Raw genomic sequence first — 23,601 nt, 5'->3', positions numbered from 1 at the left:
TTTACTGATTCATTCCTTCAATCATCTTCAATTCTTTAAAGAATGGAGCAATTTCGTATTCAAATAAGTCAGCAACTAACAAAAAATCGTGCTTTTCTAGCCCTTCATTAATTTCATTTAAAAAATTGTGAATTTCCCCAATACTTAAACTAACGTCTATATTATTCTTTTCAAGTAAATTAGAAGCATCGGATAACCAAATAACTCCTTCTGAGAAATCTTTAATTGTTAAGAGTGCTTCATTTAGTTTATCTTCTCGTAAACAATTAGCAATATAAATTGCTCCCTGGGGTATTCTCACAATGTATTCATTATAACTTTCTATTACGTCGAATACTTCATTCATTATAATTCACCTATTTCAGTTTTAATTGTAGAAACTGCTTCCAATGTAAATTTTTTAGATATTTTCGTAGCTTTTAACAACTGTGAATATAGCAACATGTTTTGATTATAACTGCGCTCAAACTTTTCTTTTGGGGTTTCATTTTCTTTTTCTTTAAAACTCCTCATTACATCCATCGTGATTGGTTTAATAATATCATTCATAAGAACATCATTTAAAATTTCCTTACTTTTATTATCAATTTTATCTAATTTTTTTAATGTATTATTACTAAAAATTAATTTATTTTTATCCTTTTTTAGTGTAATAATTGCTTCTGAACATAAAGATTCTAATTGTTCATATTTCTTTATTTCATCATTTAGCATCATAAAAAGACTATTTAACCGCTCTTTACTTGTTGATTTTTCTGAATTAACTTTAAAAATATCATTTGCTTCTACATAATTATCTGCGAAATTCTTAAAAGATATTTGTTTGAAACCCTTTATTTTAACCCCCCCTTCTGTACAATTAAAAATCGATGCTGAATGCTTAATTTTTTTGTGTATTTGTTCAAAAGAATTCTTCATTGAATAAAAAACATAATCTGTCATAACTAAGTCATCGAAGTATCCTTCTACTTGAAAAGCATTTCGTTTTTTAAAATAAGAATCATCAACGGATTTTTGATTTTTATTATTATTAGCATGTGTTAAATTTTCGGTATAGGCTAAATCTTGTCCGATTAAGGCAATAGGTCCTGTTGTTATATACATTGCAATTGTAAAAGCAAAGGTTGAAACTGAACCTCCCCCTGCAATATGTGGTAACGTTAAATTTAACTCTTCTTTTATTCGTTTCTCAACTTGATTATTGACAAGAGGTAGAAACGCATATCTTTTCCCTTTATACTCATGTTGAATTTTATAATTACTACTTAGACTATATAATAGAGATGCTTTATGTGATGTTATTTGGTTAAAATGTTTATAATTAGCCTCTGACCCGTCAATTGTAACAATATAATCAGGTTCAATATTTTCTTTCAATAAAGAATTAATAGTGGAGCCTGAAGCAATTAAAATAACACTATTTTTGATTTTTTTTAATAGTGGTAGTTGCTTTGTTAATGACGGACCACCAGATGCTATTATAACAGGGCAATTATAAGCCCTGTACAATTCGCTTATCGAAGCATCCTGTGAGGCATACAATAAGTTTTTTATATAATTTTCTTGCCAATTTTCACTTGCTAATCTTAATGTGTTTTCTTCAATTATATTTAAACTTTGTATATCTTTAATATTTTTTAATAACTCTTTATATGCTTCCGGAGCAATTTTATCATAATTAGGGCTACAAATAACTTTTATGTCTCGTCTATTATCATGTAATAAATAGTTTATTTTATTGTTAATATCCTCTCTTTGTTCAATAAAAAGAATATCTTCATTTTTAGATCCTAAAAACTCTTTAAAAGGCTCTACTATAAGTAATTCACCTTTATCCTTTAATTTTGCTTTTAATGCGTTTGAAATATAGCCTAAACCATTACCAAATAAAATATGTACAAAGTTTTCTTTAAATTCTTTTTCGACAATTCGATCTGCTTCTTTGATAGGATCATATTTACTATGCAGTAAATATCCGTTTACTTCCACAGTGTTAATTCCAGTTTTTGATACTATGTAATTTATAATTTCGCTCATGTTGTCACCTCTTTTCTTATATCGACTTTTATATCAAAAAATAAAGAAAAAGCCCTTTAAAAAAGGACTTTTTCTTTTAAAAAATTATTGTAATAATTGTAGAACACCTTGTGGCTGTTGGTTTGCTTGAGCTAGCATAGATTGTGCAGCTTGCATTAAGATATTATTCTTAGTGAAGCCCATCATTTCTTTCGCCATATCTGTATCACGGATACGTGATTCAGCAGCTGTTAAGTTTTCAGATGTTGCACCTAAGTTATTAATTGTGTGCTCTAAACGATTTTGGACAGCACCTAATTTAGAACGTTGTGTTGAGACAGTTTCTAATGCAGTATTAATTGTTGTAATTGCAGCATCTGCACTTGATTGTTTAGTAATATCAATTGATGCTACACCTAATGATGTCGCACCCATATTACCAATTGTAATTTTCAAATTTTGACCTGAGTTAGCCCCAATATGGAATACTTTAGATTTAAATGATCCATTTAAAAGCTTTTGCGTGTTAAATTCAGTATCTGTTGAAATACGAGTGATTTCAGTAGCAAGTGCATCAATTTCATCCTGTAACGCTGTACGATCTGAAGATACGTTTGTATCGTTTGCAGATTGAACTGCTAATTCACGCATACGTTGTAGGATAGAGTGTGTTTCGTTAAGTGCACCCTCAGCAGTTTGGATTAAAGAGATTGAGTCTTGAGCGTTTTTAGTTGCCATATCAAGACCACGGATTTGTCCGCGCATTTTTTCAGAGATTGCTAAACCAGCAGCATCATCACCAGCACGGTTGATTTTGTAACCAGAAGATAACTTCTCAAGGTTTTTTGAAGCTTCAGTGTTGTTAAAAGCTAGGTTACGGTGTGTGTTTAAAGCAGAAATGTTGTGTTGAATTCTCATTTGGAATTCCTCCTTGAATGTTTGTTTTTTACTCCACGTCCGTGTGAAATATTGTCGGTTTGGGTTGTATGTATGTACCTCCCTTTCCCTACAATCTATATATCGTTTAGTAGTTGGAAAAGTTTAATAGTTTATTTAAAATTTTTTTATTTTTTATGTAGATTTGGGTAGCTATTATTTTATTTTTTCTTCAGATGTTCTAAAAAACTTGAAGATGAAGCAAGCGCTTCCTTATTTTGAGCTTGAATTGCTTCAAAAACTTCTGAGCGATGTACTTTAACTGTTTTGGGTGCGACTATACCAAGTTTAATTTGGTCACCTTCGACAGCTAATATTTTAATTTCGATTTGATCGCCTATCATAATCGATTCATCTTTTTTACGTGAGAGTACTAACATTATTTCGCACTTCCTTCCAATGGTTGCATTGGATAGCGTAGAGGAAAGGCTTTATTGTCTTGGAGAACGATTTGCTTGCCTCGTTTTTTAGCCATATTTAATATAACGGGAGCTAATAAGTTAATCGTAGAGTCTTGGAAAGTTTCCTTCATTGTGACAATGGAGTATGGAAGTACATCTTCTTCCTTTTCAATCTGTAATTGTTCGCGATCCTCTTCGCTAATATCAAAGCTATAATCTTTTTTGAATGCAAAAGGATAGGCAACAACAAAACCAATTTCCATATGTAGAACAGATTGTAATAGTGCAAGTGGCAGATCTGCATCGATTGGTAGCAATACAAATTCTTTTTCTTCCTCTAATCCTAGTAAGCCCTGTTCAAATGTCAGGATATCTTGTTCAGCAATATCGACTTCTCCTAAAAATTTAGTAGCTATTTTCATATTTCCCTACACTCCTTTAAATGATGACATCAATGTCAACTTCTGGCCTTTGTACCATTGTACCAGTTACTTTCCCTGGTTTGTATTCGTGAATTGGTTTGTTCACTTTTGTGTCGATTATTGGTTCCCTACGCTGAATATTGACATCAGTTGTGCCAGGCGTAAAGTCGATTTTTACAGAACCTATTGAAGGGACAAATTTAATATTGAACGGAGTACGATGTGGACCATGATTTTGTTTTGCAATATTTTGAATTATAGATCCACCTTGATCTTTACCAGCACTATCCATCATTTGTCTACCCTCTCTTGCTCTACGTGCCATACCTTTCAATGCCTCTTGTTTACCCTTTTCAGCATAATTCTTACTGGATTCCAAAGGGCCAATCATCCCTATATCTCTTCTTGCCTGTGAAGAGTCAATCCTCAAAACACTTCTTGTTGTATTTATATCTAAAATAGCAGAAGGCTGTTTGATATGCTGTGTAGCTTTAGGCTGTTCAATATGCTGTTGTGGTTTTGCAATGTGCAGATCTATTTTTGCATCTGTTGTCCGTATTTGGATTTGAGGGAGTCTCATTAACATTTCTCCTTTAAGAAAAGCGTCTGAACAAAATGTTCAAACGCCTAAATTATATTAGCGAATAAAGTCCACTAGTGTTTGTTGAATAATTTTAGAACCTACTGAAAGTGCAGCCTGATGAATTGATTCATGTGTCACCATTTCGGTAATAGCTTTTGAATAATCGACAGACTCATTATCTCTTAGTTGTTTTGTAACATTTACTTCACGGATACCTAGACGATTTTCCATCATCTCAACACGATTTTGACGGGCACCTATATCAGCTTGTGCCTCTAGAACTTTATTGTGCATTGTTAAGATATCATCATTTGTACTGGAGGACGATACGCCACCAAGCAAATCTCCAATTTCCGCACCTGTTTTTGTTGGGTCACCTAATAAGTCAGAAATTTTCCCCATCATATCATCTATATTCTTAAACAAATCTTTTCCAGGTGTATTAACTGGGATTTGAATACCATCATATATCTCAATATTCACAGTGTTATTGTTTATAGTAGGATCAATTACTTTACCACTTCCTCCAGATATAAACAGTGGCTGGTTTGTATTGGTTCCACTAAATATGTAACTACCACCAATATTCGTATTACCTACATCCTGAAGTTGCTGACGAATTTGGTCAATCTCCATTTTCATTTTTTCACGTTCTTCAGGTGTGTTTGTATCATTAGCAGCTTGTATAACAAGTTCACGAACTCGTTTCATTTGCTCACCAACTTGGTTAAGTGATTCATCCGTTGAATCTAACCAGCTACTTGCTGTAATCATATTACGAGTATATTGTTCTACTTTAGCTAAATCTCGGCGATACCCCATTCCTTTTACTGCTATTACTGGGTCATCTGATGGACGAGTAATTTTTGAACCAGAGTTTATTTGATCTTGGAGCTTTGACATTTTACCGTAGCTGTTATTTAAATTGCGTAGCATGTTATTTGAAAGCATAGATTGTGTTACACGCATTCTGAAAAAACCCTCCTTCTTGATAGTCTAAGAGAAATGTCTCTATATATTATTGTTAAAGACCAACTCGGCCCATACCATTAATGATTTTATCCAATGTTTCATCGACAACCGTAATCATACGTGCATTTGCATTGTATGCCTGTTGGAACGTAATCATATTTGTCATTTCTTCATCTAAAGAAACAGCACTTACAGCATCGCGACTATTAGATACCATTAGGCGTTGGGATTCAGACGTAGCGGCTAAACGTAAAGCTTCTTCACCGTCTACACCAACTTTTCCAACCATTGCTTGATAAAAAGATTGTAAACTTGCGTTATCTATATCTGCATATAATTTATGTTGCATATTTGCAAGTTCGTAAGCATTCTTACCATTTCCTTCTTCTGTTGGATCAGATGATGCGGCTAAAAGGTTTGGATTTTTAGATATATTTTCATTAACTTTGATTCCACCAGCACCAGTTCCTTCAAAGAATACGCCCCCTGCAACAGAAGCATTAATGATGTTTCCATTTGCATCTTTCTCTTCAAGAGTATAACCTTTTGCGTGCTGCGCGTTGAATTCTTTAATAAATGCATTGGCTAATTGATCTAATTTTTCTAATGTCTCTGGATAATATCCTTTAATATCGCCACCCGCACTTTGATAACCATATGAATTAATTAATGATAGTAATTTTCCTTTTGATGCTTCAAAGTCTTGCTGTTTAATAGCTGCTTGTGTACTAGTGACAGCACCTGCTTCATGCGCATCTAAAGATTCCAATCCTGTTAATCGTAATTCAGAGAACGAATTTGTAATATCGTCGCCTGTCACTTTAGTACCAGTGGTACCCATTGCTGTAAATTGAGCAAAGTCTTTGCCATTTACTAGATCTCTGACAACACCATCTGTCCCTTTAAATGTAATTTTTAAGCTTCCCTCTGCAACCTCTGATGCTAAACCACCTGAAGGAATACGTTCAATCGATACTGGGATATATTCATTTAATTTGTCAACTAAAGTATCACGAACATCATATAAATCATTTGGTACATGTCCACTAGGTTCAACCTCTTGAATCTGTTTATTAACAGCTGCAATCTGTTTTAGGATGGTATTAATTTGAGTGGTCGAAACATTAAGTTCATTTCCAAGATTGCCCTGAATCATTTTTAATTGTTTATCAAGATAATTAAAAGATTCGGCTAAGTGCTCAGCACGTCTAATAGCTACTTGACGTGAAGCTGCGTCTGCTGGTTTTGTCCCAACATCTTCGAGTCCCTTCCAAAACTGTTCAAAAGCTTTATCTAAGCCAAATTCCGAAGGTTCATTCATGACATCTTCCATTTGTGCAATAGCATTTGTTCTAGATTCCCAATAGCCAAATTTATTCGTTTCTTGACGATATTGGCGATCAATAAACTCACTGCGAATACGCTGGATCGAACTTGCTTCAACTCCTGTACCAAGGTGCCCTGGATAAGTAGGTTGGTTCAACCCAGCCGTTGGAAAGCCTGGTGTTGCTTGCATGTTTACTCGTTGGCGAGAGTAGCCTAAAGTGTTTGCATTAGAAATATTATGTCCTGTTGTATATAAAGCTGTTTGTTGTACAAAGAGGCCACGTTTGCTTGCTTCTAAGCCCATAAATGTTGAGCGCATGTTTCTTCCTCCTTTTATGCTTGTGAATCGAAATATGATTTTTTAGCTATATTGTTTGTTCCGAGGACCTCGTTGCTAGAGTAGTTCATTTGCTCTGTGCGAGGTCTTACGGCGTCTAGTGTTAAGTTAACAATTTGTAGTGATTGGAAAACGAGTTTTTGATTTAAATCATTTTGTTTTCGTAGGTCATTGATAATTTGCATTAAACGTTCGCGAACTGCTGATAGTGTTGCTTTGTCAGCTTGTTGTTCAGCAGCCTCGATGATATCTGCGACAGTTGTTTTGTCAGCTGAAGCAAGTCCCTTTGCTTCAAGGTAGTCCGTTACCTGTTTCTGACGCTGTTGCTCGAGCTTATCGATGGCTGCTACATGCGCCTGCTCGTCCTTGAGCAATTGGTCTAAAGCTTCGATATCGCCACTTTTAATAATTTCTGTTTTTTAAAGGCTAGTTCGAGTAAGCTTTTATGCATTCTCTCTAGCATTGTTAGTGTAGAACTAATTGCTTCTACAGACATATCGTTATACACCCTTTCTGCTATTCCCTAGAAACGATAATATTTCAGCATATCCTCTGCCACTTTACGAGCGTCTACTTTGTATTCCCCAGAAGCGATATCCTTTTTCAACTGTTGAACATGGTTTGCTCGCTCTGTGCTGTATGTTGAAACACCCTGCATTTCCTGCGCAGCCTTTGAAATTTCAATTTTATCGGCGAAAGATGCCTTGTTTGTATTTGATTTTGCATTGCGTACTTGGTTTTTATAGGCGTTTACTGCATTAACTCCATAAGATGTAATTTTCATTTCAATACCCCCCATCTCTAAATCCTATCTTACTATTATTTCGGATTGTCTCACATAATGTTAAGTTTTCACATAGAAAAAAGTGTGCTAATTTTGTTTAAAATTAACACACTTGGAGTAATTAACGTTTACGCTCTGAGTGATAGGTTACACGATCACGCTGCTCTACACTGTCGCGGAATTCCTTAGCTGCTTCAAATGTACGTAAGTCTGCCTTTAATTCATCCTGGCATTTTGCACAAAGTTTACCGGTTGTTGTCAGATGACCACAGTTATCACATGGATAGCCAAGGTTAGGGAACATGGCTGGCTGCAGGCGACCCTTACGAACCCATTTATACAATAGCTCCTCTGCCGCTCCCGTGGCTTCCACAATACGTTCTACAGTTGCCGCACGGTTTTCACGTTTACGTAAGAAACGATAAACAATTTGATAAAGCTCCTCCTCTGATTGTGCACACTTATGACACACTTCTCGGACTCCTGTATAATTAAAAAACTCATTACATTTCGGACAATTACGAACCTCTGCCATTGGCCTTTCCTCCTCTTTCTAGCAATTTTATCTACGAATGCTGTCTCATTAACTATTATACATAATGCATTGGTATTTTCATCCTTCAATTAATGTGAAGTATTGGACATTTTTAGCACCCGCCTGCATTAAAACAGTTGTAGCATGCTCTAGAGTTGTCCCTGTAGTTTTTATATCGTCAAAAAGAAGATAATTTTTATGTTCAACTTGTGCTCCCTTCTTTAAGCAAAAAAGTGGAGCTGCCTGTATTCGCTGCTCTCTATTTTTGGAGCTTTGTGTTTCTGTCGTTGTCTTTTCTAATAATTGAATAAAGGGAATATGAGCCGCTTTTAATAGTTCATCAGTATGCGAGAAAGTACGCTCCTGTTGCTTGAGAGGATGCATCGGAATGGGGAGAATAATCGCTTTTTCTTTATTGAAACGATCATAGAGCTCCTGCCGAAATACCTTTGCAAGAGCCACATCTTGAAGAAACTTTAACTGGTGTAAGTAATCCTTCATCGCCTCATTATATTGATAAAGGGATGTAGTAGATTGAGAAGGTACAAAACGAGCGGCACATCTTTCACATATAGTCGGCGAGAATTGCTTGGTTAGAATCATTTTCCAGGAAATAGTTATTTTTAATGGCTGTGTGCATATTAAACAATGAGATTCTATTTTATTCATTCAGAAAATCCCTTCTTATTATAAAATTGAATTTTTGCGCATGCCTCATCCATCTCTGCTGTGATGCCGTGATAAAAGAATAGGACGTCCCCATCAGGAAATTGAACATCTCGTCCAACTCGACCTGCAATCTGAATGAGGGCATTGGAGGTAAAAATCAATGATTCTGCCCCAATAACAGCCACCTGTACATTGCTGATTGTAATGCCTCTTTCTAATATCGTAGTGGTTAATAAGCCCGGAACTTCTTTATTTCGTAGCTTTAACACCTTCACCTTCCGCTCTGGGTCAGCTGCATGCACAGCTAATATGTCTTCATTTAACCCTTGAAAAAGAGGAGTTGCACGTTTCATTAAGTCAATTGTCGGGAAAAATAGTAAAAAGGGTTCCTTTTGGTGTAAGCGCTCCTCCACCCACTTTTTTAACCTTTTAGGGATTTTACCTCGCTTAAAGCATTTATTATAGCTCCATAAAGAACGAACTTGTGGGACTGGTAATGGATGATTATGATAGCGTTTTGGAATAAAAGAGTAGCTTTCTTGCTGGAAAGTATGGAGTAATGATGCTGATGGGGTTGCTGTCACAAATACCAGAGGAGCATTTTCCTTTTTAGCCTTATCTACTGCTCTTTGTAGAGTTTCATCAAATGTATAAGGAAAAGCATCTGCCTCATCTACAATAATGACATCAAATGCCTTATCAAATCGGTAGAGCTGATGGGTTGTTGCTATAACAAGCTGTGCATAGCCATTTTGGTGAGGTGCTCCACCGTATAAAGCATGAATAACTGTATCCGGAAAAGCCTCTTGAAAGCGTGGATACAGTTCTAACACTACATCTGTCCGTGGTGTAGCAATACAAACACGTAGCCCTCTCTTTAATGCATCATAGACAGTAGGAAAAAGTAGCTCTGTTTTGCCTGCACCGCAAACTGCATGAATTAAATGGGAGCGTTTTGCTTTCACACTTGCCAAGGTTTCATTAGCAGCCTGTTGCTGTAGTTCGGTGTATTGCCCTGCCCATTTTAATGAATGCTTGTTAATTTTTATCGTCTTGGGACCTGTCCAAATCATCAATTTTGTACAGCTACTTACTCTCCCCATTTTAATACAGTGTCGGCAGTACACACATTGTTGCTGACATTTTGAGCAATGGAATTTTGTGAATAAGTGCGGGTCTGTATTGTGACAACGATTGCATTTCATAGCTGGCTTTATTTGAATTCCTTCTATTATACTGACGTATTTTCGCTTTATTGCTTTCTCAATATCTTCAGATGAAAATGGCGAATGTTCTTTTAACCAAATGCGCCCTTCATGAAAATCACGTAATGCTGGGGGCAACAACCAACCCCTAAATCTCATTAAAACCTCCCCTTTCATAGAAAAAAGCCTCTACTTTTGCTGTAGAGACTTCTCACAATTCGTTATTTTTTTGTCCATCCTAATCCCATTGACCCTTCACCCAAATGAGTACCAATAACAGGACCAAAATAGCTCAATTTAAAGTTTATGTTTGGGTACGTTGCGGCTAATTGCTCTAGCCATTCTTGGGCTTCAGCAGGGCAATTTCCGTGAATGACAACAGCGTCCATCGCTGCATACTTTTTTGCATCCTCTGCTAGCAATTCTTCCGCACGCTTTAATGCCTTTTTACGTGTTCGGATTTTTTCGAAAGGTACAATTACCTTATCCACAAAATGTAAAACAGGCTTTACTTGTAATAAGCCACCGATTAATGCTGCGGCAGAAGATAAACGCCCACCACGCTGTAAATGTGCTAAGTCGTCTACAATGAAGTAAGCACGAATAAACTGCTGCATGTCCGCTAATGCTGCAAGTATGTCTTTTGCTGAATGGCCCTCTTTCGCCATTTCCGCTGCTCTTAATACGTAAAAGCCTTGAACAGCACAGGATATTTCACTGTCAAAGGCATAAACATTAATACCTTCCACCATTTCACCGGCCTGCACTGCACCTTGGTATGTTCCACTAATACCACTCGATAAATGGATAGAAATTATCTCATCGTAATCCTTTGCTAGCTCATCAAAAAGAGCAACAAATTCTCCAATTGGAGGTTGTGTTGTTTTAGGAAATTCTTTAGCTCCACGCACCTTATCATAAAATTCAGATGCTGTGATATCTACTTCTTCTGCAAATAATTGACCTGAGATATTAACACTTAAAGGTATCATGTGAATGTTTAAGCGTGCACGTTCCTCAGCTGTAATATATGCAGTACTATCTGTTACGATTGCCGTCCTCATCCATGTCCACTCTCCTATAATTTTTAGTTTACAATCTATTTCTACTTGGTGCAATTGTTGTTGCTGTCGCTTTTGCATAAACTACGGAAAACAAAAAGAAATGAATGTGAAATGAATGACGAACGTCGGATTCCCGTTCTCGCCCTTCTAGAGTTGTGCTAGTAAGCTAGCTTCCATTTCACATTCATTGTCTATGTATAATAGGCATATCTTCACTCAATTGTTATGTTGAATGAAGATAGCTTCTGTTAATTTCCTGTACTTGACTGTGAGTCGTCACCAATATAAAAGACACTTGTTACTTTCCAATCATTGTCCTCTTTCACAAAGACTGTTACCTGACGTCCTGCACTTTCATGTTCGACATTTGTCTCAAGCTGGAGTGAGTGCATTTTCATGTTGGCAAATACTTGCGCCTCTTCCGATTCATACTTTGCAATTGTTACATTTTCTACTTCACGCTTAATATCAAATTGATCAAATACTTCTGATGCATATGTTTTTTCTTCATCGTATTTAAAACCCTTTGGATTTTTCGAGATTGTATTCATATAACGATCAATTTCTTCAGCATTTAATGCAGCAATATACTCATCAAAAGATGCTAAAATTGCCTTTTCATCTTCCGCTGGTACATTATCAGCCTTTTCTACGTTTCCACCCATCATTTCAAAGCCAACTGTACCATCCTCTATTACTTTATCTCGTTCTTCATCACTCATCTTCTCATCTTTATTACCACAGGCAGTTAACACTAATAAGATTAGAACTGCTAGAAAACTTTTCTTTAACATCAAAAAACCTCCCGCGCATATTGTAGCATATAAATGCTTTCGTAGGAATTTTGTTGTGCATTTTCAACATTTAAGTGCTACATCTTCCTTATGACGCATTAGGCTGTAAAATGTTGCATGAATTGCTAGTTATCATATTCATACTAATGATTAGTAATGTTACAAAATTGTGAATGACCTGTTCTTCATCATGTAAGCCCAATACAAATTATTACCAAAAAACAATAAAAAACTGTTTTAAAAACTACTTCAATAAAAAGTAGCTTTTAAAAACAGTTTTAGCAATTAACGTACTTCAACCCAGCCATTTTTAATGGCTGTTACAACTGCTTGTGTACGGTCATTAACATTCATTTTTTGTAGAATACTTGATACGTGGTTTTTAACTGTTTTTTCAGAGATAAACAGTGTCTCACCGATTGTACGGTTTGATTGACCATCTGTTAATAATTGTAATACTTCACATTCACGCTTAGTTAGCAAATGGAATGGACGACGAATTTCAGTTTGATGGAAGTTTCCTTTATTTTCATGTTCTGAAAGTCGCTTGAATTCTGCTACTAGGTTTTTCGTTACTTTTGGGTGTAAATAAGAACCGCCGTTGGCAACAACTTTAATCGCCTCAACGATTTCATCTGCATCCATCTCTTTTAACATATAGCCAAGAGCACCTGATTTTAATGCATGCGTAACATATGTTTCATCGTCATGTATAGACAACATAATCACTTTTGCATCTGGAAATTCAGTAATTAACTCTGCCGTTGCTTCTACTCCATTTTTGCCTGGCATGTTAATATCCATAAGTACAACATCTGGTTCGTTTTCAGCGTATAACGTAACAACATCTGTACCATCGTCACCTTCTGCTACTACATCAAACGTATCTTCAAAATCTAAAATGCGTTTTACTCCTTCGCGGAATAGCTGGTGATCGTCTACAATAATAATCTTTGTCATTTGTCTTTACCCCCTAGATTTCTGCGACAGTTACATCATTCTACTTCTAACGGTATTTTAAATAACACCGTTGTCCCTCGATTGATTTCACTCGTAATGGTGATTGTACCATTTAAAATTTCAATACGTTCTTTCATTCCTAAAATCCCAAAGGAATGATCTTTCACTACTTGTGGGTCGAAGCCTATGCCATCATCTTTTACAACAATGTTGACGGCATCTTTTAACCATTCAAGCTTTACCCAAATGTCTTTACACTTTCCATGCTTCATGGCGTTGGTTACACATTCTTGTACTAATCGGAAAATGGATACTTCATAATTTGAAGGTATACGTTTTTCTGTACTTCTCGATTGGAAATGAATTTCAACACCTGGATTATATTCAGTCACTGTCGATAAATACTTCTTTAATGTCGGAATAATTCCCAAATCATCAAGTGCCATTGGTCGTAGATCATAAATAATACGTCGCACCTCAGATAAAGCATTACGCACCGTTTTCTTTAAATCGGCAATTTCAGCCAAAGCCTTTTCAATACCTTTTTCACGATACGTTCTATCTATTAAATCAGTGCGCATAAGGACATTTGCAAGCATTTGAGCAGGTCCATCATGAATCTCTCTTGATAAACGCTTACGCTCTTCCTCTTGAGCTGCAATAATACGTATCCCAAAATCCTGTTTCATTTTTGCTTGTTCAAGGGCTAAACCAACATTTCTTAAATCTGAAGTTAAGTAATTCAAAACGACATTTACCTGATTAACAATATGATCAGCACGTTCAATCGTATCGAGTAATCCTCTTAATCTTCTCTCTAGATCATCTCTTTTATCCCGTAGCTGTTTTTCTTGTGTTCTAATAACGGAGAGCTTTACTTGAAAATCATGTGCAGTTTCATAGGCTTCTCTAACTTGTTCTTCGGTATAATTATCAAAAGCTTTACTCACTAGCACAAGTCGTTGCTTAGCAAGCTGCGTACTTTTTTCCAATGCATCGCCATCATCAATTACGATTGATATTTGTTTTCGAACAATTTCAAGCTCTTTTTGCATATCTTCAAAGCTTCTGCGGCTTTGTTCACTTATAATAAAGATATCATCCTTTGAGCTCATGATTGTATCTAACATTCGATTAAAAATGTCATCAAGCGACTTTAAATCGAAGGTATCATTTGAAAACATAGTATACTCCCCAGTCTAATGTCTTATGATTACTTACTAATTTAATAGACTAAAATCACATATTCCATAGTCTACACCTATTATAGCATTACCATGCTAAAATTTAATGCTTTTTCTTCATGAAAATTATAGAATAGAACTCTAGTTAAAAGGAGATTGATACGAATGAGAGAAAACTATTTAACAGTAAAAGGATATGGTGAAAGCGAAATTGTCATTTCCAAATCTCGCTTTCTCACTTATATAGAACGTGCAGAAACGGAAGAGGATGCAATTTCTTTTATAGATGGTATAAAAAAATTGCATCATAATGCAACACATAACTGCTCTGCATATATTATTGGAGAGCATGATCATATTCAAAAGGCAAATGATGATGGGGAACCTAGTGGTACTGCAGGCGTCCCTATGTTAGAGGTCTTAAAAAAACAAGGGTTAAAAGATACGGTCGTTGTTGTTACCCGCTATTTTGGAGGCATTAAGCTCGGTGGTGGTGGCCTTATTCGTGCTTATGGAAAAGCAACTACAGAGGGATTAACTGCTGCACAGATAGTTGAACGTAAATTGCATCATGTCATGAAAGTAGCTATTGATTATACATGGCTAGGAAAAGTCGAAAATGAAATAAGAAGTTCATCATATTCTTTAGAGGAAATACGTTATTTGGAGGGTGTTGAAATCATTGTTTCTGTGCTAAAAGAGGAAGAAGAACAGTTCCGAAGTTGGATAACAGAAATGACAAATGGACAGGCTACCATCACTTTCGAAGATGCTCAATTTGTAGAATTTATTGTCAATTAAATAGTTTTAATTGTCGAAACTAAATATGCATAGTATAATTTTTTTGTTAAGCTATTTTATTGTCCACACAATTACTTAGTTAAAATTGAATAAAATTTAGCTTTATCGCATTATTATTCCCAATAATTAGAGGAGAATATATCTATTATGAAAAAAAGATCTGTTAGTCCGACTAAAAAGAGGTCTTCTAAAGCTTCCTTAATTATAAAAGTTACACTACTCCTAGTTGCAAGCTTGGTGATTTGTGTAACGGCTTATGCTGTTTACCTTACTAAACAGGTAGAGCATGCTGCAGACTCAGCATATGAGGAGTTAGAAGGTCGAGAGGTTTCAACGCAACGTGTAGAGAAAGTAGAGCCTGTACAAGACAATGTCTCTATTTTATTTGTAGGTGTTGATGATAGTGACAATCGAGGGCAAGGTTCGGATCATTCACGCTCCGATGCACTCGTTTTAGCTACATTAAATAACAAAACTCATACAATTAAAATGCTAAGCATTCCTCGTGATTCTTACGTTTATATTCCTAAAGTAGGTTATAAAGATAAAATTACTCATGCACACGCTATGGGTGGAACACTTACTACGATCGAAACTGTAGAAGAACTATTTGATATTCCTATTGACTATTATGTACGCATGAACTTTAATGCATTCATAGATGTTGTAGATGCATTAGGTGGTATTGAAGCTGAAGTACCATATGCATTGCATGAATTAGATGAGTTTGATAAGTTTACAATTAACTTACAGCCAGGCTTACAACATTTAAATGGTAGTGAGGCACTTGCACTCGCAAGAACACGTAAACAAGATAATGATATTGAGCGTGGTAAACGTCAACAGGAAATTCTATCTGCGATTATTAAAAAAGTCGCTTCTGTTAAGTCCGTTACGAAATATGATGATGTCATTAAAGCTCTTGGTGATAATATGAAAACAGATATGACATTCACTGAAATGAAGTCCTTCTTATCTTATTTATCAAAAGGCGCACCACGTATCGATTCCTTAACATTAGATGGCACGGATGATACATCTACTGGTATTTATTATTACCAGTTAAATCAAGATTCTGTTGAAGAAACAAAGGAGATTTTCAAAAACCATCTTGGCCTAAATGAACAATCATCAAGTCTAACAAGTGGCAATACAGGAACAGATAGTGCTGCTAGTAGCGATGACAATTCAGTTACTGAATAGAGCTTTCAGACCATAGACAAACAACTTGTCTATGGTCTTTTTATATGACTTCTCCATTGATTGACTACCCTTTTCATTTACCCCTCCTAGTAATCGATAAACAAGCTTATTTAAGTTTACCTTCTATTCCATTCCCTATATATAATCGGTTTAAAAGAGTTTCTCAGTGTCTAACTTTAATAGTAACCCTATTTAACAACAAAAAAGCAATCATACAAATTGTATGATTGCTTATATTTTATTTACTAAATATCCGTACAAAATTTAATAATGGTTTATAGTTTTTACCAGCCAATCCGATGACCTCTACAAAGATTTCAATAGCTGTTAGGATGACCGCTACAAGTAATATAGCTCCCCAAACCTTTGCCATAGAGAAAATGATAGCTGCTAATCCAAACATTACTGCAATTCCGTAGATAATTAGGACTGTTTGTCGATGTGTAAAGCCCATATCGAGTAATCGATGGTGTAAATGTGATTTATCTGGGTCAGACCATTTCTTCTTCATGCGGACACGACGAACAATGGCAAAGAATGTATCCGAAATCGGAACACCAAGGATAATAATTGGAATGATTAAAGCTACGAATGTAATATTTTTAAAACCAAGTAACGCTAACACAGAGATCATAAATCCTAGGAACAATGCCCCTGTATCACCCATAAAGATTTTTGCTGGGTGGAAATTATAAAATAAGAAACCAAGTGAAGCTACAGCTAAAATGGCTGCTAACGCTAAAACAAACACATTGCTCATGATAAACGCCATGACAGCTAATGTAATCAGTGCAATCGTAGAAACACCTGCAGCTAGACCATCAAGGCCGTCAATTAAATTAATGGCATTCGTAATACCGATGATCCAAATAATCGTTAATGGAATACTCAATAAACCAAAGTCTAATGTACCTAAGAAAGGTAGATTAACCATTTCAATTTCAATACCACCTACAAAAACAACAATCAGTGCAGCAACTAGCTGACCAAGCATTTTTGCTTTAGCAGAAATCTCACGCATATCATCAATAACACCTGTGATTACGATTATACAAGCACCAATAATGATAGCTAATAAAGCCTCATTACTACCATGTTTTGTATGAACTAAAAATGAGTATAAAATCGTCACGCCAATAATAAAGGCAAGGAAAATGGCTAAACCGCCAAGTCTTGGCATAATTCGAGCATGTACTTTTCGATAGTTTGGTGCATCAACTGCACCTATTCTAAACGCTAAACGTTTCACTAATGGAGTTAACAAAATGGATGCAACGAACGCTGCTATTAAAGACACGTAAAGCATGTCTCTCCTCCTCAAATATATAATCTACATTGAAATCCAAATTGATTATAGCATGAACAAGCATTGAAATATACTTTTTCTAAACATTTTCCACGATTTCACAAATATTTTGTACATTTTAGCATTAATAGATTCCTATACAGTCAAATGTAGTCACCATTCGCAAAATTTGATAGAATAATGGAGTGTCTAGCATGTAGACAACTTTAAAGGAGCGTATATTTCATGTTCTCAATTTTCAAAAGTAATAAAGAGCAAACTAGTGCTCGTCAATTAAAACGCTACTACAAAATAGTAGATCAAATTAACAATCTTGAAGAAAAATATGTTAACAAGTCAGATGCCGAATTACGAGAAATGACTTTTATTTTCAAAGATCAATTAGAACAAGGTGAGCCTCTTACATCGATCATCCCGGACGCATTTGCTGTTGTACGCGAAGCCTCAAAGCGTGTATTAGGAATGCGTCATTTTGATGTCCAGCTTATCGGTGGCCTGGTATTAACTGAAGGCAATATTGCTGAAATGCCTACTGGTGAAGGTAAAACACTTGTTGCTTCTCTTCCCTCTTATGTGCGTGCATTAGAAGGTAAAGGTGTTCATGTCATCACGGTTAATGATTACCTAGCAAAGCGTGACTATGAGCTTGTTGGTCAAATCCATCGTTTCCTTGGCTTAACTGTAGGTTTAAATGTACCAATGATGGAACCTGGTGAAAAGAAAGAAGCCTATAACGCCGATATTACATACGGTGTGGGTACTGAGTTTGGCTTCGATTATCTACGTGACAATATGGCTTATAGCTTAGCAGATAAAGTACAACGTCCTTATCACTTCGCTATTATCGATGAAGTAGATAGTGTATTAATCGACGAAGCGAAAACACCTTTAATTATCGCAGGTAAAATGCCTTCTAATGATGAATTACACCGCATTGCTGCTATGTTAGCGAAACGATTCAAGAAAGATGAAGATTATGACTTTGACGATGAAACAAAGGCTACTTCTCTAACGGATAAAGGTATTGAAAAGGTTGAGGCTGCCTTCAATATCGATAATTTATATGACTTAGAACACCAAACACTCTTCCATTACGTAATCCAAGCAGTACGTGCACATGTGATGTTTAAGCGCGATGTTGATTACATTGTCAAAGAAGACAAAATTGAGCTTGTTGATATGTTTACAGGTCGTATTTTAGAAGGTCGTTCACTTTCTGATGGTTTACATCAAGCGATTGAAGCTAAAGAAGGCGTAACGATTACAGATGAAAATAAATCAATGGCCCAGGTCACAATTCAAAACTATTTCCGTATGTATCCAAAGCTTTCCGGGATGACGGGTACAGCGAAAACACAGGAAAAAGAAATTCGCGAAGTATACGGCATGGAAGTTGTGCAAATCCCAACAAACCGTCCGCGTCAGCGTATTGATCAGCCTGATCTTATTTTTAACACACAGGAAGCAAAATATAAGTATGTTGCAGCTGAGGTTAAAAAACGTCATGAAAAAGGCCAGCCAATTTTAATTGGGACAACATCGATTTTACAGTCTGAAACTGTAGCTGACTATCTAAAAAAGGAAGAATTAACATTCCAATTACTTAATGCAAAAACAGTTGAACAAGAAGTTGAACTTATTTCACAGGCAGGTCAAAAAGGTCGTATTACAGTAGCGACAAACATGGCTGGTCGTGGTACGGATATCATGTTAGGTGAGGATGTACACGAGCTTGGTGGTTTATATGTAATTGGGACAGAAAAGCATGAAAGCCGTCGTGTAGACAATCAGCTACGTGGGCGTTCAGGCCGTCAAGGTGATGTAGGCGAAAGTCGCTTCATTCTCTCTATTGAAGATGATATGTTCCGCCGTTACGCAAAAGAAGAAGTAGAAAAATTCTCTGCAAAAATGATTGTAGATGATCAGGGTATTATTCAAAATAAAGAGGTTCAAGAGCTTATTGACCGAACACAACGAATTGTTGAAGGTTCCCAATATGGCATGCGGGAATATAACCTAAAATTAGACGATGTTATCAATGACCAACGTACCGTTCTTTATGGACTTCGCGACAAAATTTTAGCTGGCGAAGATTTAATGGGTGAACTGAAGAAAATGCTACGTGAAACGGTTGATTTTGCTGTTCATGACGCCGCGCCAGAAGATGTATCTCCAATTGAATGGGATTACGAACAAATGGAGAATGCGCTTAACTCATTATTCATCACACCTGTTTCAATCAACCGAGAAATAGGAAAAACAAAACAAATTCTTGCTGAAATTCAACCTTCTGAACAAGAACTGCTTGATCGCATGGAGACATTCGCTGAAAACGAAAGAGTCATAGCAGTACTTCCTCAAATTATGCTTAGCCATATTGATAGCGGCTGGATTAAGCATTTAGAGGCCATGACGCATTTAAAAGAAGGAATCGGTCTACGTCATTATCAGCAAGAAGATCCAATGCGAATTTACCAACGTGAAGGGCTAGAATTATTCGGTAAAAATTTCCAAGAATTACGTCGTTCTATTATTATAGAAATTACAGGCTTCATGAAAACAGTTGAGGCACAACAGGAGGAACAATAATGGGCTTATTTTCATTTTTTAAAAAATCAGATAAAGTTGTTCAGGAAAACACAATTGACTCAAAAGATTTACTAGGGAATACAACGAAAAATACAGGTGATAATCGCGATGTGGAAACAAAGTTATCATTCCATCCTGAATGGGATGTCCCACAAGAGCAAAAATACATTTTTAACTTCCTAGCGAATGAGCTAGAGCCGTTGAAACCAAATCAATTATCGCTTTCTTCAATTAGTATTGAAGAAGGTCGAGGTGGAAAATGGTTAGTTCGTGCATTTTTCCGTTCCTCTCTACCTCAAGCTATTGAGCTAGGTGAAATTGAGCTTTTCATTATGGATAAAAATGATGAGCTTGTTGCATCTAAAAAATTCGATTTTAAAGCACTTGGTACAATCCCAGCAGAAAGTGCTCGTCCATGGGTATTTGAATTTGAAGAGTCTACAATTAAAGTAGATGAAGTTCCTGAAGATGGCTGGAAAATTGCCTTTAATCTTGTTTCCCTTCGCGGTCATCAATTAGAATTAGATCCATCATGGGAAAAACAGTTACCAGCAGAACAAAAAGAAGAACTTGAGAAAATCGTTAAAACATTACCAAAGCTAGGTGAGACAGAAGTGAATTTCACAGGTTTACAGGCCAAACTAGCTGACAATGGTAATTTAAACGTATCTATCTTTATTCGTAATGGACATAATAAAGCAATCAATCTAGAACAATTACCATTAGAAATTGTCGATGCTACAGGTAAACAAATTGCCAAAGGTTCCTTTAAAATGGATCCAATCTTAACTGTCCAACCAAACTCCACAAAGCCTTGGACATTTATTTTCCCAGCAGAGCTTGTTGATGCTAAAGACGCTGACCTTTCTCGTTGGACAGCTCGTGTAACACAATAACCTCCCCCCCTTTCTCTTTAGTAGAAAGGGGGGTTTTGTTAAAACAAAAAGCGATTTTTGCCTAGGCAAAAATCGCTACTTTTTATTTCACGCTATCAAAACGTTTGTAGGCTACTAATTTAGAAGACCAGTAAGAGTACGTAACATCCGAAACTTCTACACCATCTGTCCCCGCATGAATGAATTTATTATCTCCGAGATAAATTCCCATATGAGAAATACCTTCTTTATACGTATTCTCAAAGAACACTAAATCGCCAGGTACTGGATTTTCCACATGGGTAGTATTACCGTAAAAATAGCCCTCACTGCTTGCTCTTCCTATTTTTAAACCACCTTGATTAAAGGCATAAAAAATAAAGCCACTGCAATCAAGCCCTACAGGTGTATTTCCACCGTATAGATAGGGTGTTCCAACCAATGTATTGGCAACTTCAACGGTTTTGTTATAAATCGCTTGTCCATTAGCTGTAGGATCTTTCGCAGTTACTTTTGATGGAGTGCCCGTACCTGAAGTCACATTATTATGTATAGTATCACCACCGGGTATCACTGCTGTTGAAGAAAGCTTCAGTACTTGTCCAACAAAAATCGTGTCTTTTTCAAGCTTATTCCAATCCATTATATCCTTAATTGTCACATTATATAGCTTTGCAATTTTTGATAAGGTGTCACCCTTTGCTACTGTATGAGAACTAGATACTGGTTTTCCAGAAGTTGATGGAGTTGTGGGCTTTACTCCCTCATTCGTTGATTGTTTTTGAATCTCAAGCTTTTGAGCTACAAAAATCGTATCTTTCGATAGATTATTCCACTTCATAATATCCCCAATCGTGACTTGATGATTTTGTGCGATTTTCGTTAAAGTATCTCCTTTTTGTACAGTATATGTTGCTGCTTCCGCTGTTTGTAATGCTAAAAATGAAGTTGCTAAAGTACTTAGAACAAGAATTCTCCATTTTTTTGTCTTTTGCATACCAAAGTGCCTCCGTTCGTGCTAGAATATTCCCTTGTGTGTCTATCATACTAGATAACTATTGCATGAAAAATCGGAAAAACTGACTATTTTTCAAACATTATAGGAAACTTATAGAATACGACGAAATCCGACTATATTGAAATACTATTTTCATTGCAAGATTAGTGTTCCTATGATAACATACACTTCTGTATTTAAAATTTTTAGAAAGTTTTAGCTTTTCAATCTTAAAGGAGTTATTATACTTATGAAAAACATCTTGCATTTCATCAAAGGAAATTTAGCAGTAGGATTACTACTATTTGCCTTGTTCTTGGGTGCTGGTAATATTATTTTCCCACCATTATTAGGCCAACAAGCAGGTGAAAACATCACTGTAGCCATGATTGGTTTCCTTATAACAGGTGTTGGTCTTCCACTATTAGCGATTGTTGCTGTTGCCAAAGCAGGAGGCGATTTACAACTGCTTGCTAACCGTGTTAGTCCTGCTTTTGGGGTGATTTTCACCTCCATTGTCTACTTAGCAATTGGACCGTTCTTTGCTGTACCACGTACTGGATCCGTGTCCTATGAAATAGGCATTGCGCCATTTCTCTCTGAAGCGATGAGGGATCATTGGGCGCCACTTTTTATCACATCTATCTTGTTTTTCACGTTAATTCTATATTTATCTATTAATCCTTCGAAGCTCGTTGATCGTGTAGGTAAAATTTTAACACCTGCCCTGCTTTTTGTTATTTTATTGCTTGCTGTTAAAAGTTTTATCTCTCCTATGGGAGAACCAGGAGAAGCCGTAGGTAACTATAAAGTGTCACCTTTAGCTGAAGGCTTTGTACAAGGTTACTTAACGATGGACGTTCTAAGTGCTCTTGTTTTTGGTATCGTTATTTTACAAGCCTTGCGTGATATGGGTATGAAAGATACACGAAAACAAGTAAAAACAACGATTTTTGCGGGGGTCGTTGCTGCAATAGGTTTATCCTTTGTCTATATCTCTCTAGGGCATATTGGTAATACAAGTATCAATGCAATCGGTATTTCTGATAATGGCGGAAATATTATTGCAAAATCAGCTGAGGTGCTCTTTGGAAGCCTTGGAAGTATTATTTTGTCTGCGACTATTTTACTAGCGTGTATATCCACAGCTGTTGGTTTATTAACTGCTAATGCACAATTTTTCCATAAGCTATTCCCTCAAATTTCATATAAAACGTTTTTAGTTGTCTTCACTATTTTTAGTACAGCTATTACAAATGTGGGACTTTCAACAATAATTAGTGCATCACTACCTGTACTATTAATCATTTATCCTTTAGCTATGGTATTGATGGTCTTGTCACTAGCTGATCATTTCTTTAAAGGTGGACAAATTGTTTATATTTTAGCGCTCGTTCCAACTTTCCTTGTCAGTCTATATGATGGCTTAAAACAAATGAAAGTTGAAATTACACCTTATGAAACTATCCTGAAAGCATTGCCAATGTATGAGCAAAATTTAGGATGGCTTTTACCAGCAATTGTTGGCGCATCAATTGGTTTTATTATTCATAAATTGATAAAAAAATAATTTACAAGAATCTACTTGCCCATAGCGACAAGTAGATTCTTTTTCTACCTCATATAAGTCCACCACTATAGC

At 36.0% G+C, this 23,601-nt stretch carries 24 protein-coding genes; 5 read left to right on the top strand and 19 right to left on the bottom strand.

Annotation, left to right across the window (positions count from 1 at the left end; genetic code table 11):
• Position 1 precedes the first annotated feature (1 nt).
• The 17 genes from LBYS11_RS03225 to LBYS11_RS03145 all read right to left on the bottom strand — a co-directional run bounded on the left by LBYS11_RS03225 (position 2) and on the right by LBYS11_RS03145 (position 14,188).
• A complete protein-coding gene (locus LBYS11_RS03225; protein WP_103117464.1) occupies positions 2-346 on the bottom strand; it encodes a DUF8042 domain-containing protein in 345 nt (114 codons plus the stop codon).
• Complete coding sequence (locus LBYS11_RS03220; protein ID WP_103117463.1) at positions 346-2,037, bottom strand: motility associated factor glycosyltransferase family protein; 1,692 nt, start codon at positions 2,035-2,037, stop codon at positions 346-348. Before LBYS11_RS03220 ends, LBYS11_RS03225 begins: the two co-directional genes overlap by 1 nt.
• A gap of 84 nt (positions 2,038-2,121) precedes the next feature.
• Positions 2,122-2,934: a flagellin Hag gene (gene hag, locus LBYS11_RS03215; RefSeq protein ID WP_103117462.1), complete on the bottom strand. Its 813-nt coding sequence runs from the start codon at positions 2,932-2,934 to the stop codon at positions 2,122-2,124.
• A 179-nt stretch (positions 2,935-3,113) separates the two neighbouring features.
• Positions 3,114-3,332, bottom strand: coding sequence for a carbon storage regulator CsrA (csrA, locus tag LBYS11_RS03210; protein ID WP_103117461.1), 219 nt, complete (start codon positions 3,330-3,332; stop codon positions 3,114-3,116).
• Positions 3,332-3,775 carry a flagellar assembly protein FliW gene (fliW, locus tag LBYS11_RS03205; RefSeq protein WP_103117460.1) on the bottom strand — a complete coding sequence of 148 codons (444 nt, stop codon included), beginning with the start codon at positions 3,773-3,775 and terminating at the stop codon, positions 3,332-3,334. Before fliW ends, csrA begins: the two co-directional genes overlap by 1 nt.
• Before the next feature lie 16 nt (positions 3,776-3,791).
• Positions 3,792-4,355: a DUF6470 family protein gene (locus LBYS11_RS03200; RefSeq protein ID WP_103117459.1), complete on the bottom strand. Its 564-nt coding sequence runs from the start codon at positions 4,353-4,355 to the stop codon at positions 3,792-3,794.
• 57 nt (positions 4,356-4,412) lie between these two features.
• Complete coding sequence (gene flgL / locus LBYS11_RS03195; protein ID WP_103117458.1) at positions 4,413-5,327, bottom strand: flagellar hook-associated protein FlgL; 915 nt, start codon at positions 5,325-5,327, stop codon at positions 4,413-4,415.
• A 55-nt stretch (positions 5,328-5,382) separates the two neighbouring features.
• Positions 5,383-6,975 (bottom strand): flagellar hook-associated protein FlgK, encoded by a 1,593-nt coding sequence (gene flgK, locus LBYS11_RS03190; RefSeq protein ID WP_103117457.1) that lies wholly within the window; start codon positions 6,973-6,975, stop codon positions 5,383-5,385.
• A gap of 14 nt (positions 6,976-6,989) precedes the next feature.
• A complete protein-coding gene (gene flgN / locus LBYS11_RS03185) occupies positions 6,990-7,367 on the bottom strand; it encodes a flagellar export chaperone FlgN (protein ID WP_233732396.1) in 378 nt (125 codons plus the stop codon).
• Positions 7,368-7,516: 149 nt separating this feature from the next.
• Positions 7,517-7,777 (bottom strand): flagellar biosynthesis anti-sigma factor FlgM, encoded by a 261-nt coding sequence (gene flgM, locus LBYS11_RS03180; protein WP_016994952.1) that lies wholly within the window; start codon positions 7,775-7,777, stop codon positions 7,517-7,519.
• A 121-nt stretch (positions 7,778-7,898) separates the two neighbouring features.
• Positions 7,899-8,312, bottom strand: coding sequence for a TIGR03826 family flagellar region protein (locus LBYS11_RS03175; RefSeq protein ID WP_066036322.1), 414 nt, complete (start codon positions 8,310-8,312; stop codon positions 7,899-7,901).
• Positions 8,313-8,390: 78 nt separating this feature from the next.
• The gene (locus tag LBYS11_RS03170) at positions 8,391-8,981 is read right to left on the bottom strand and encodes a ComF family protein (RefSeq protein ID WP_103117456.1); all 591 of its coding nucleotides are present in this window, start codon (positions 8,979-8,981) and stop codon (positions 8,391-8,393) included.
• Positions 8,978-10,363, bottom strand: coding sequence for an ATP-dependent helicase ComFA (locus LBYS11_RS03165; protein ID WP_103117455.1), 1,386 nt, complete (start codon positions 10,361-10,363; stop codon positions 8,978-8,980). The genes LBYS11_RS03170 and LBYS11_RS03165 overlap by 4 nt, the downstream gene beginning before the upstream one ends.
• 44 nt (positions 10,364-10,407) lie before the next feature.
• Positions 10,408-11,250, bottom strand: a complete 843-nt coding sequence (locus LBYS11_RS03160; protein WP_103117454.1) for a DegV family protein — start codon at positions 11,248-11,250, stop codon at positions 10,408-10,410.
• A gap of 248 nt (positions 11,251-11,498) precedes the next feature.
• Positions 11,499-12,044: a DUF3225 domain-containing protein gene (locus LBYS11_RS03155; RefSeq protein WP_004227588.1), complete on the bottom strand. Its 546-nt coding sequence runs from the start codon at positions 12,042-12,044 to the stop codon at positions 11,499-11,501.
• A 285-nt stretch (positions 12,045-12,329) separates the two neighbouring features.
• Complete coding sequence (locus LBYS11_RS03150) at positions 12,330-13,004, bottom strand: response regulator transcription factor (protein WP_004227590.1); 675 nt, start codon at positions 13,002-13,004, stop codon at positions 12,330-12,332.
• 35 nt (positions 13,005-13,039) lie between these two features.
• Positions 13,040-14,188 carry a sensor histidine kinase gene (locus tag LBYS11_RS03145; RefSeq protein ID WP_048392088.1) on the bottom strand — a complete coding sequence of 383 codons (1,149 nt, stop codon included), beginning with the start codon at positions 14,186-14,188 and terminating at the stop codon, positions 13,040-13,042.
• 165 nt (positions 14,189-14,353) lie between these two features.
• On the opposite strand from LBYS11_RS03145, the gene LBYS11_RS03140 reads away from it, so the two are divergent.
• Both LBYS11_RS03140 and LBYS11_RS03135 read left to right on the top strand, forming a co-directional pair.
• Entirely contained in the window at positions 14,354-14,989 is a 636-nt protein-coding gene (locus LBYS11_RS03140) for a YigZ family protein (protein WP_103117453.1), read from the top strand.
• A 147-nt stretch (positions 14,990-15,136) separates the two neighbouring features.
• Positions 15,137-16,192: an LCP family protein gene (locus LBYS11_RS03135; RefSeq protein ID WP_103117452.1), complete on the top strand. Its 1,056-nt coding sequence runs from the start codon at positions 15,137-15,139 to the stop codon at positions 16,190-16,192.
• 238 nt (positions 16,193-16,430) lie between these two features.
• Here LBYS11_RS03135 and LBYS11_RS03130 read toward each other — a convergent pair whose 3' ends face one another.
• On the bottom strand, positions 16,431-17,498 hold the full coding sequence (locus LBYS11_RS03130) for a glycosyltransferase family 4 protein (protein WP_004230902.1): 1,068 nt from the start codon (positions 17,496-17,498) through the stop codon (positions 16,431-16,433).
• A gap of 225 nt (positions 17,499-17,723) precedes the next feature.
• Here LBYS11_RS03130 and secA2 point away from each other — a divergent pair, with 225 nt between their 5' ends.
• On the top strand, positions 17,724-20,087 hold the full coding sequence (gene secA2, locus LBYS11_RS03125) for an accessory Sec system translocase SecA2 (RefSeq protein WP_103117451.1): 2,364 nt from the start codon (positions 17,724-17,726) through the stop codon (positions 20,085-20,087).
• Positions 20,087-20,983 (top strand): accessory Sec system S-layer assembly protein, encoded by an 897-nt coding sequence (locus LBYS11_RS03120; RefSeq protein ID WP_103117450.1) that lies wholly within the window; start codon positions 20,087-20,089, stop codon positions 20,981-20,983. Before secA2 ends, LBYS11_RS03120 begins: the two co-directional genes overlap by 1 nt.
• An 82-nt stretch (positions 20,984-21,065) precedes the next feature.
• Here the strand turns inward: LBYS11_RS03120 and LBYS11_RS03115 are convergent, their stop codons facing one another.
• Positions 21,066-21,959, bottom strand: coding sequence for a C40 family peptidase (locus LBYS11_RS03115; protein ID WP_103117449.1), 894 nt, complete (start codon positions 21,957-21,959; stop codon positions 21,066-21,068).
• 250 nt (positions 21,960-22,209) lie between these two features.
• On the opposite strand from LBYS11_RS03115, the gene brnQ reads away from it, so the two are divergent.
• Entirely contained in the window at positions 22,210-23,529 is a 1,320-nt protein-coding gene (brnQ, locus tag LBYS11_RS03110; RefSeq protein WP_048392094.1) for a branched-chain amino acid transport system II carrier protein, read from the top strand.
• Positions 23,530-23,601 lie beyond the last annotated feature (72 nt).

This window comes from Lysinibacillus sp. YS11 (assembly GCF_002896375.1).
Taxonomy (GTDB): domain Bacteria; phylum Bacillota; class Bacilli; order Bacillales_A; family Planococcaceae; genus Lysinibacillus; species Lysinibacillus capsici.
The sequence above is the reverse complement of the archived record's forward strand: the minus strand, read 5'-3'. Positions and strand labels throughout refer to the sequence as shown.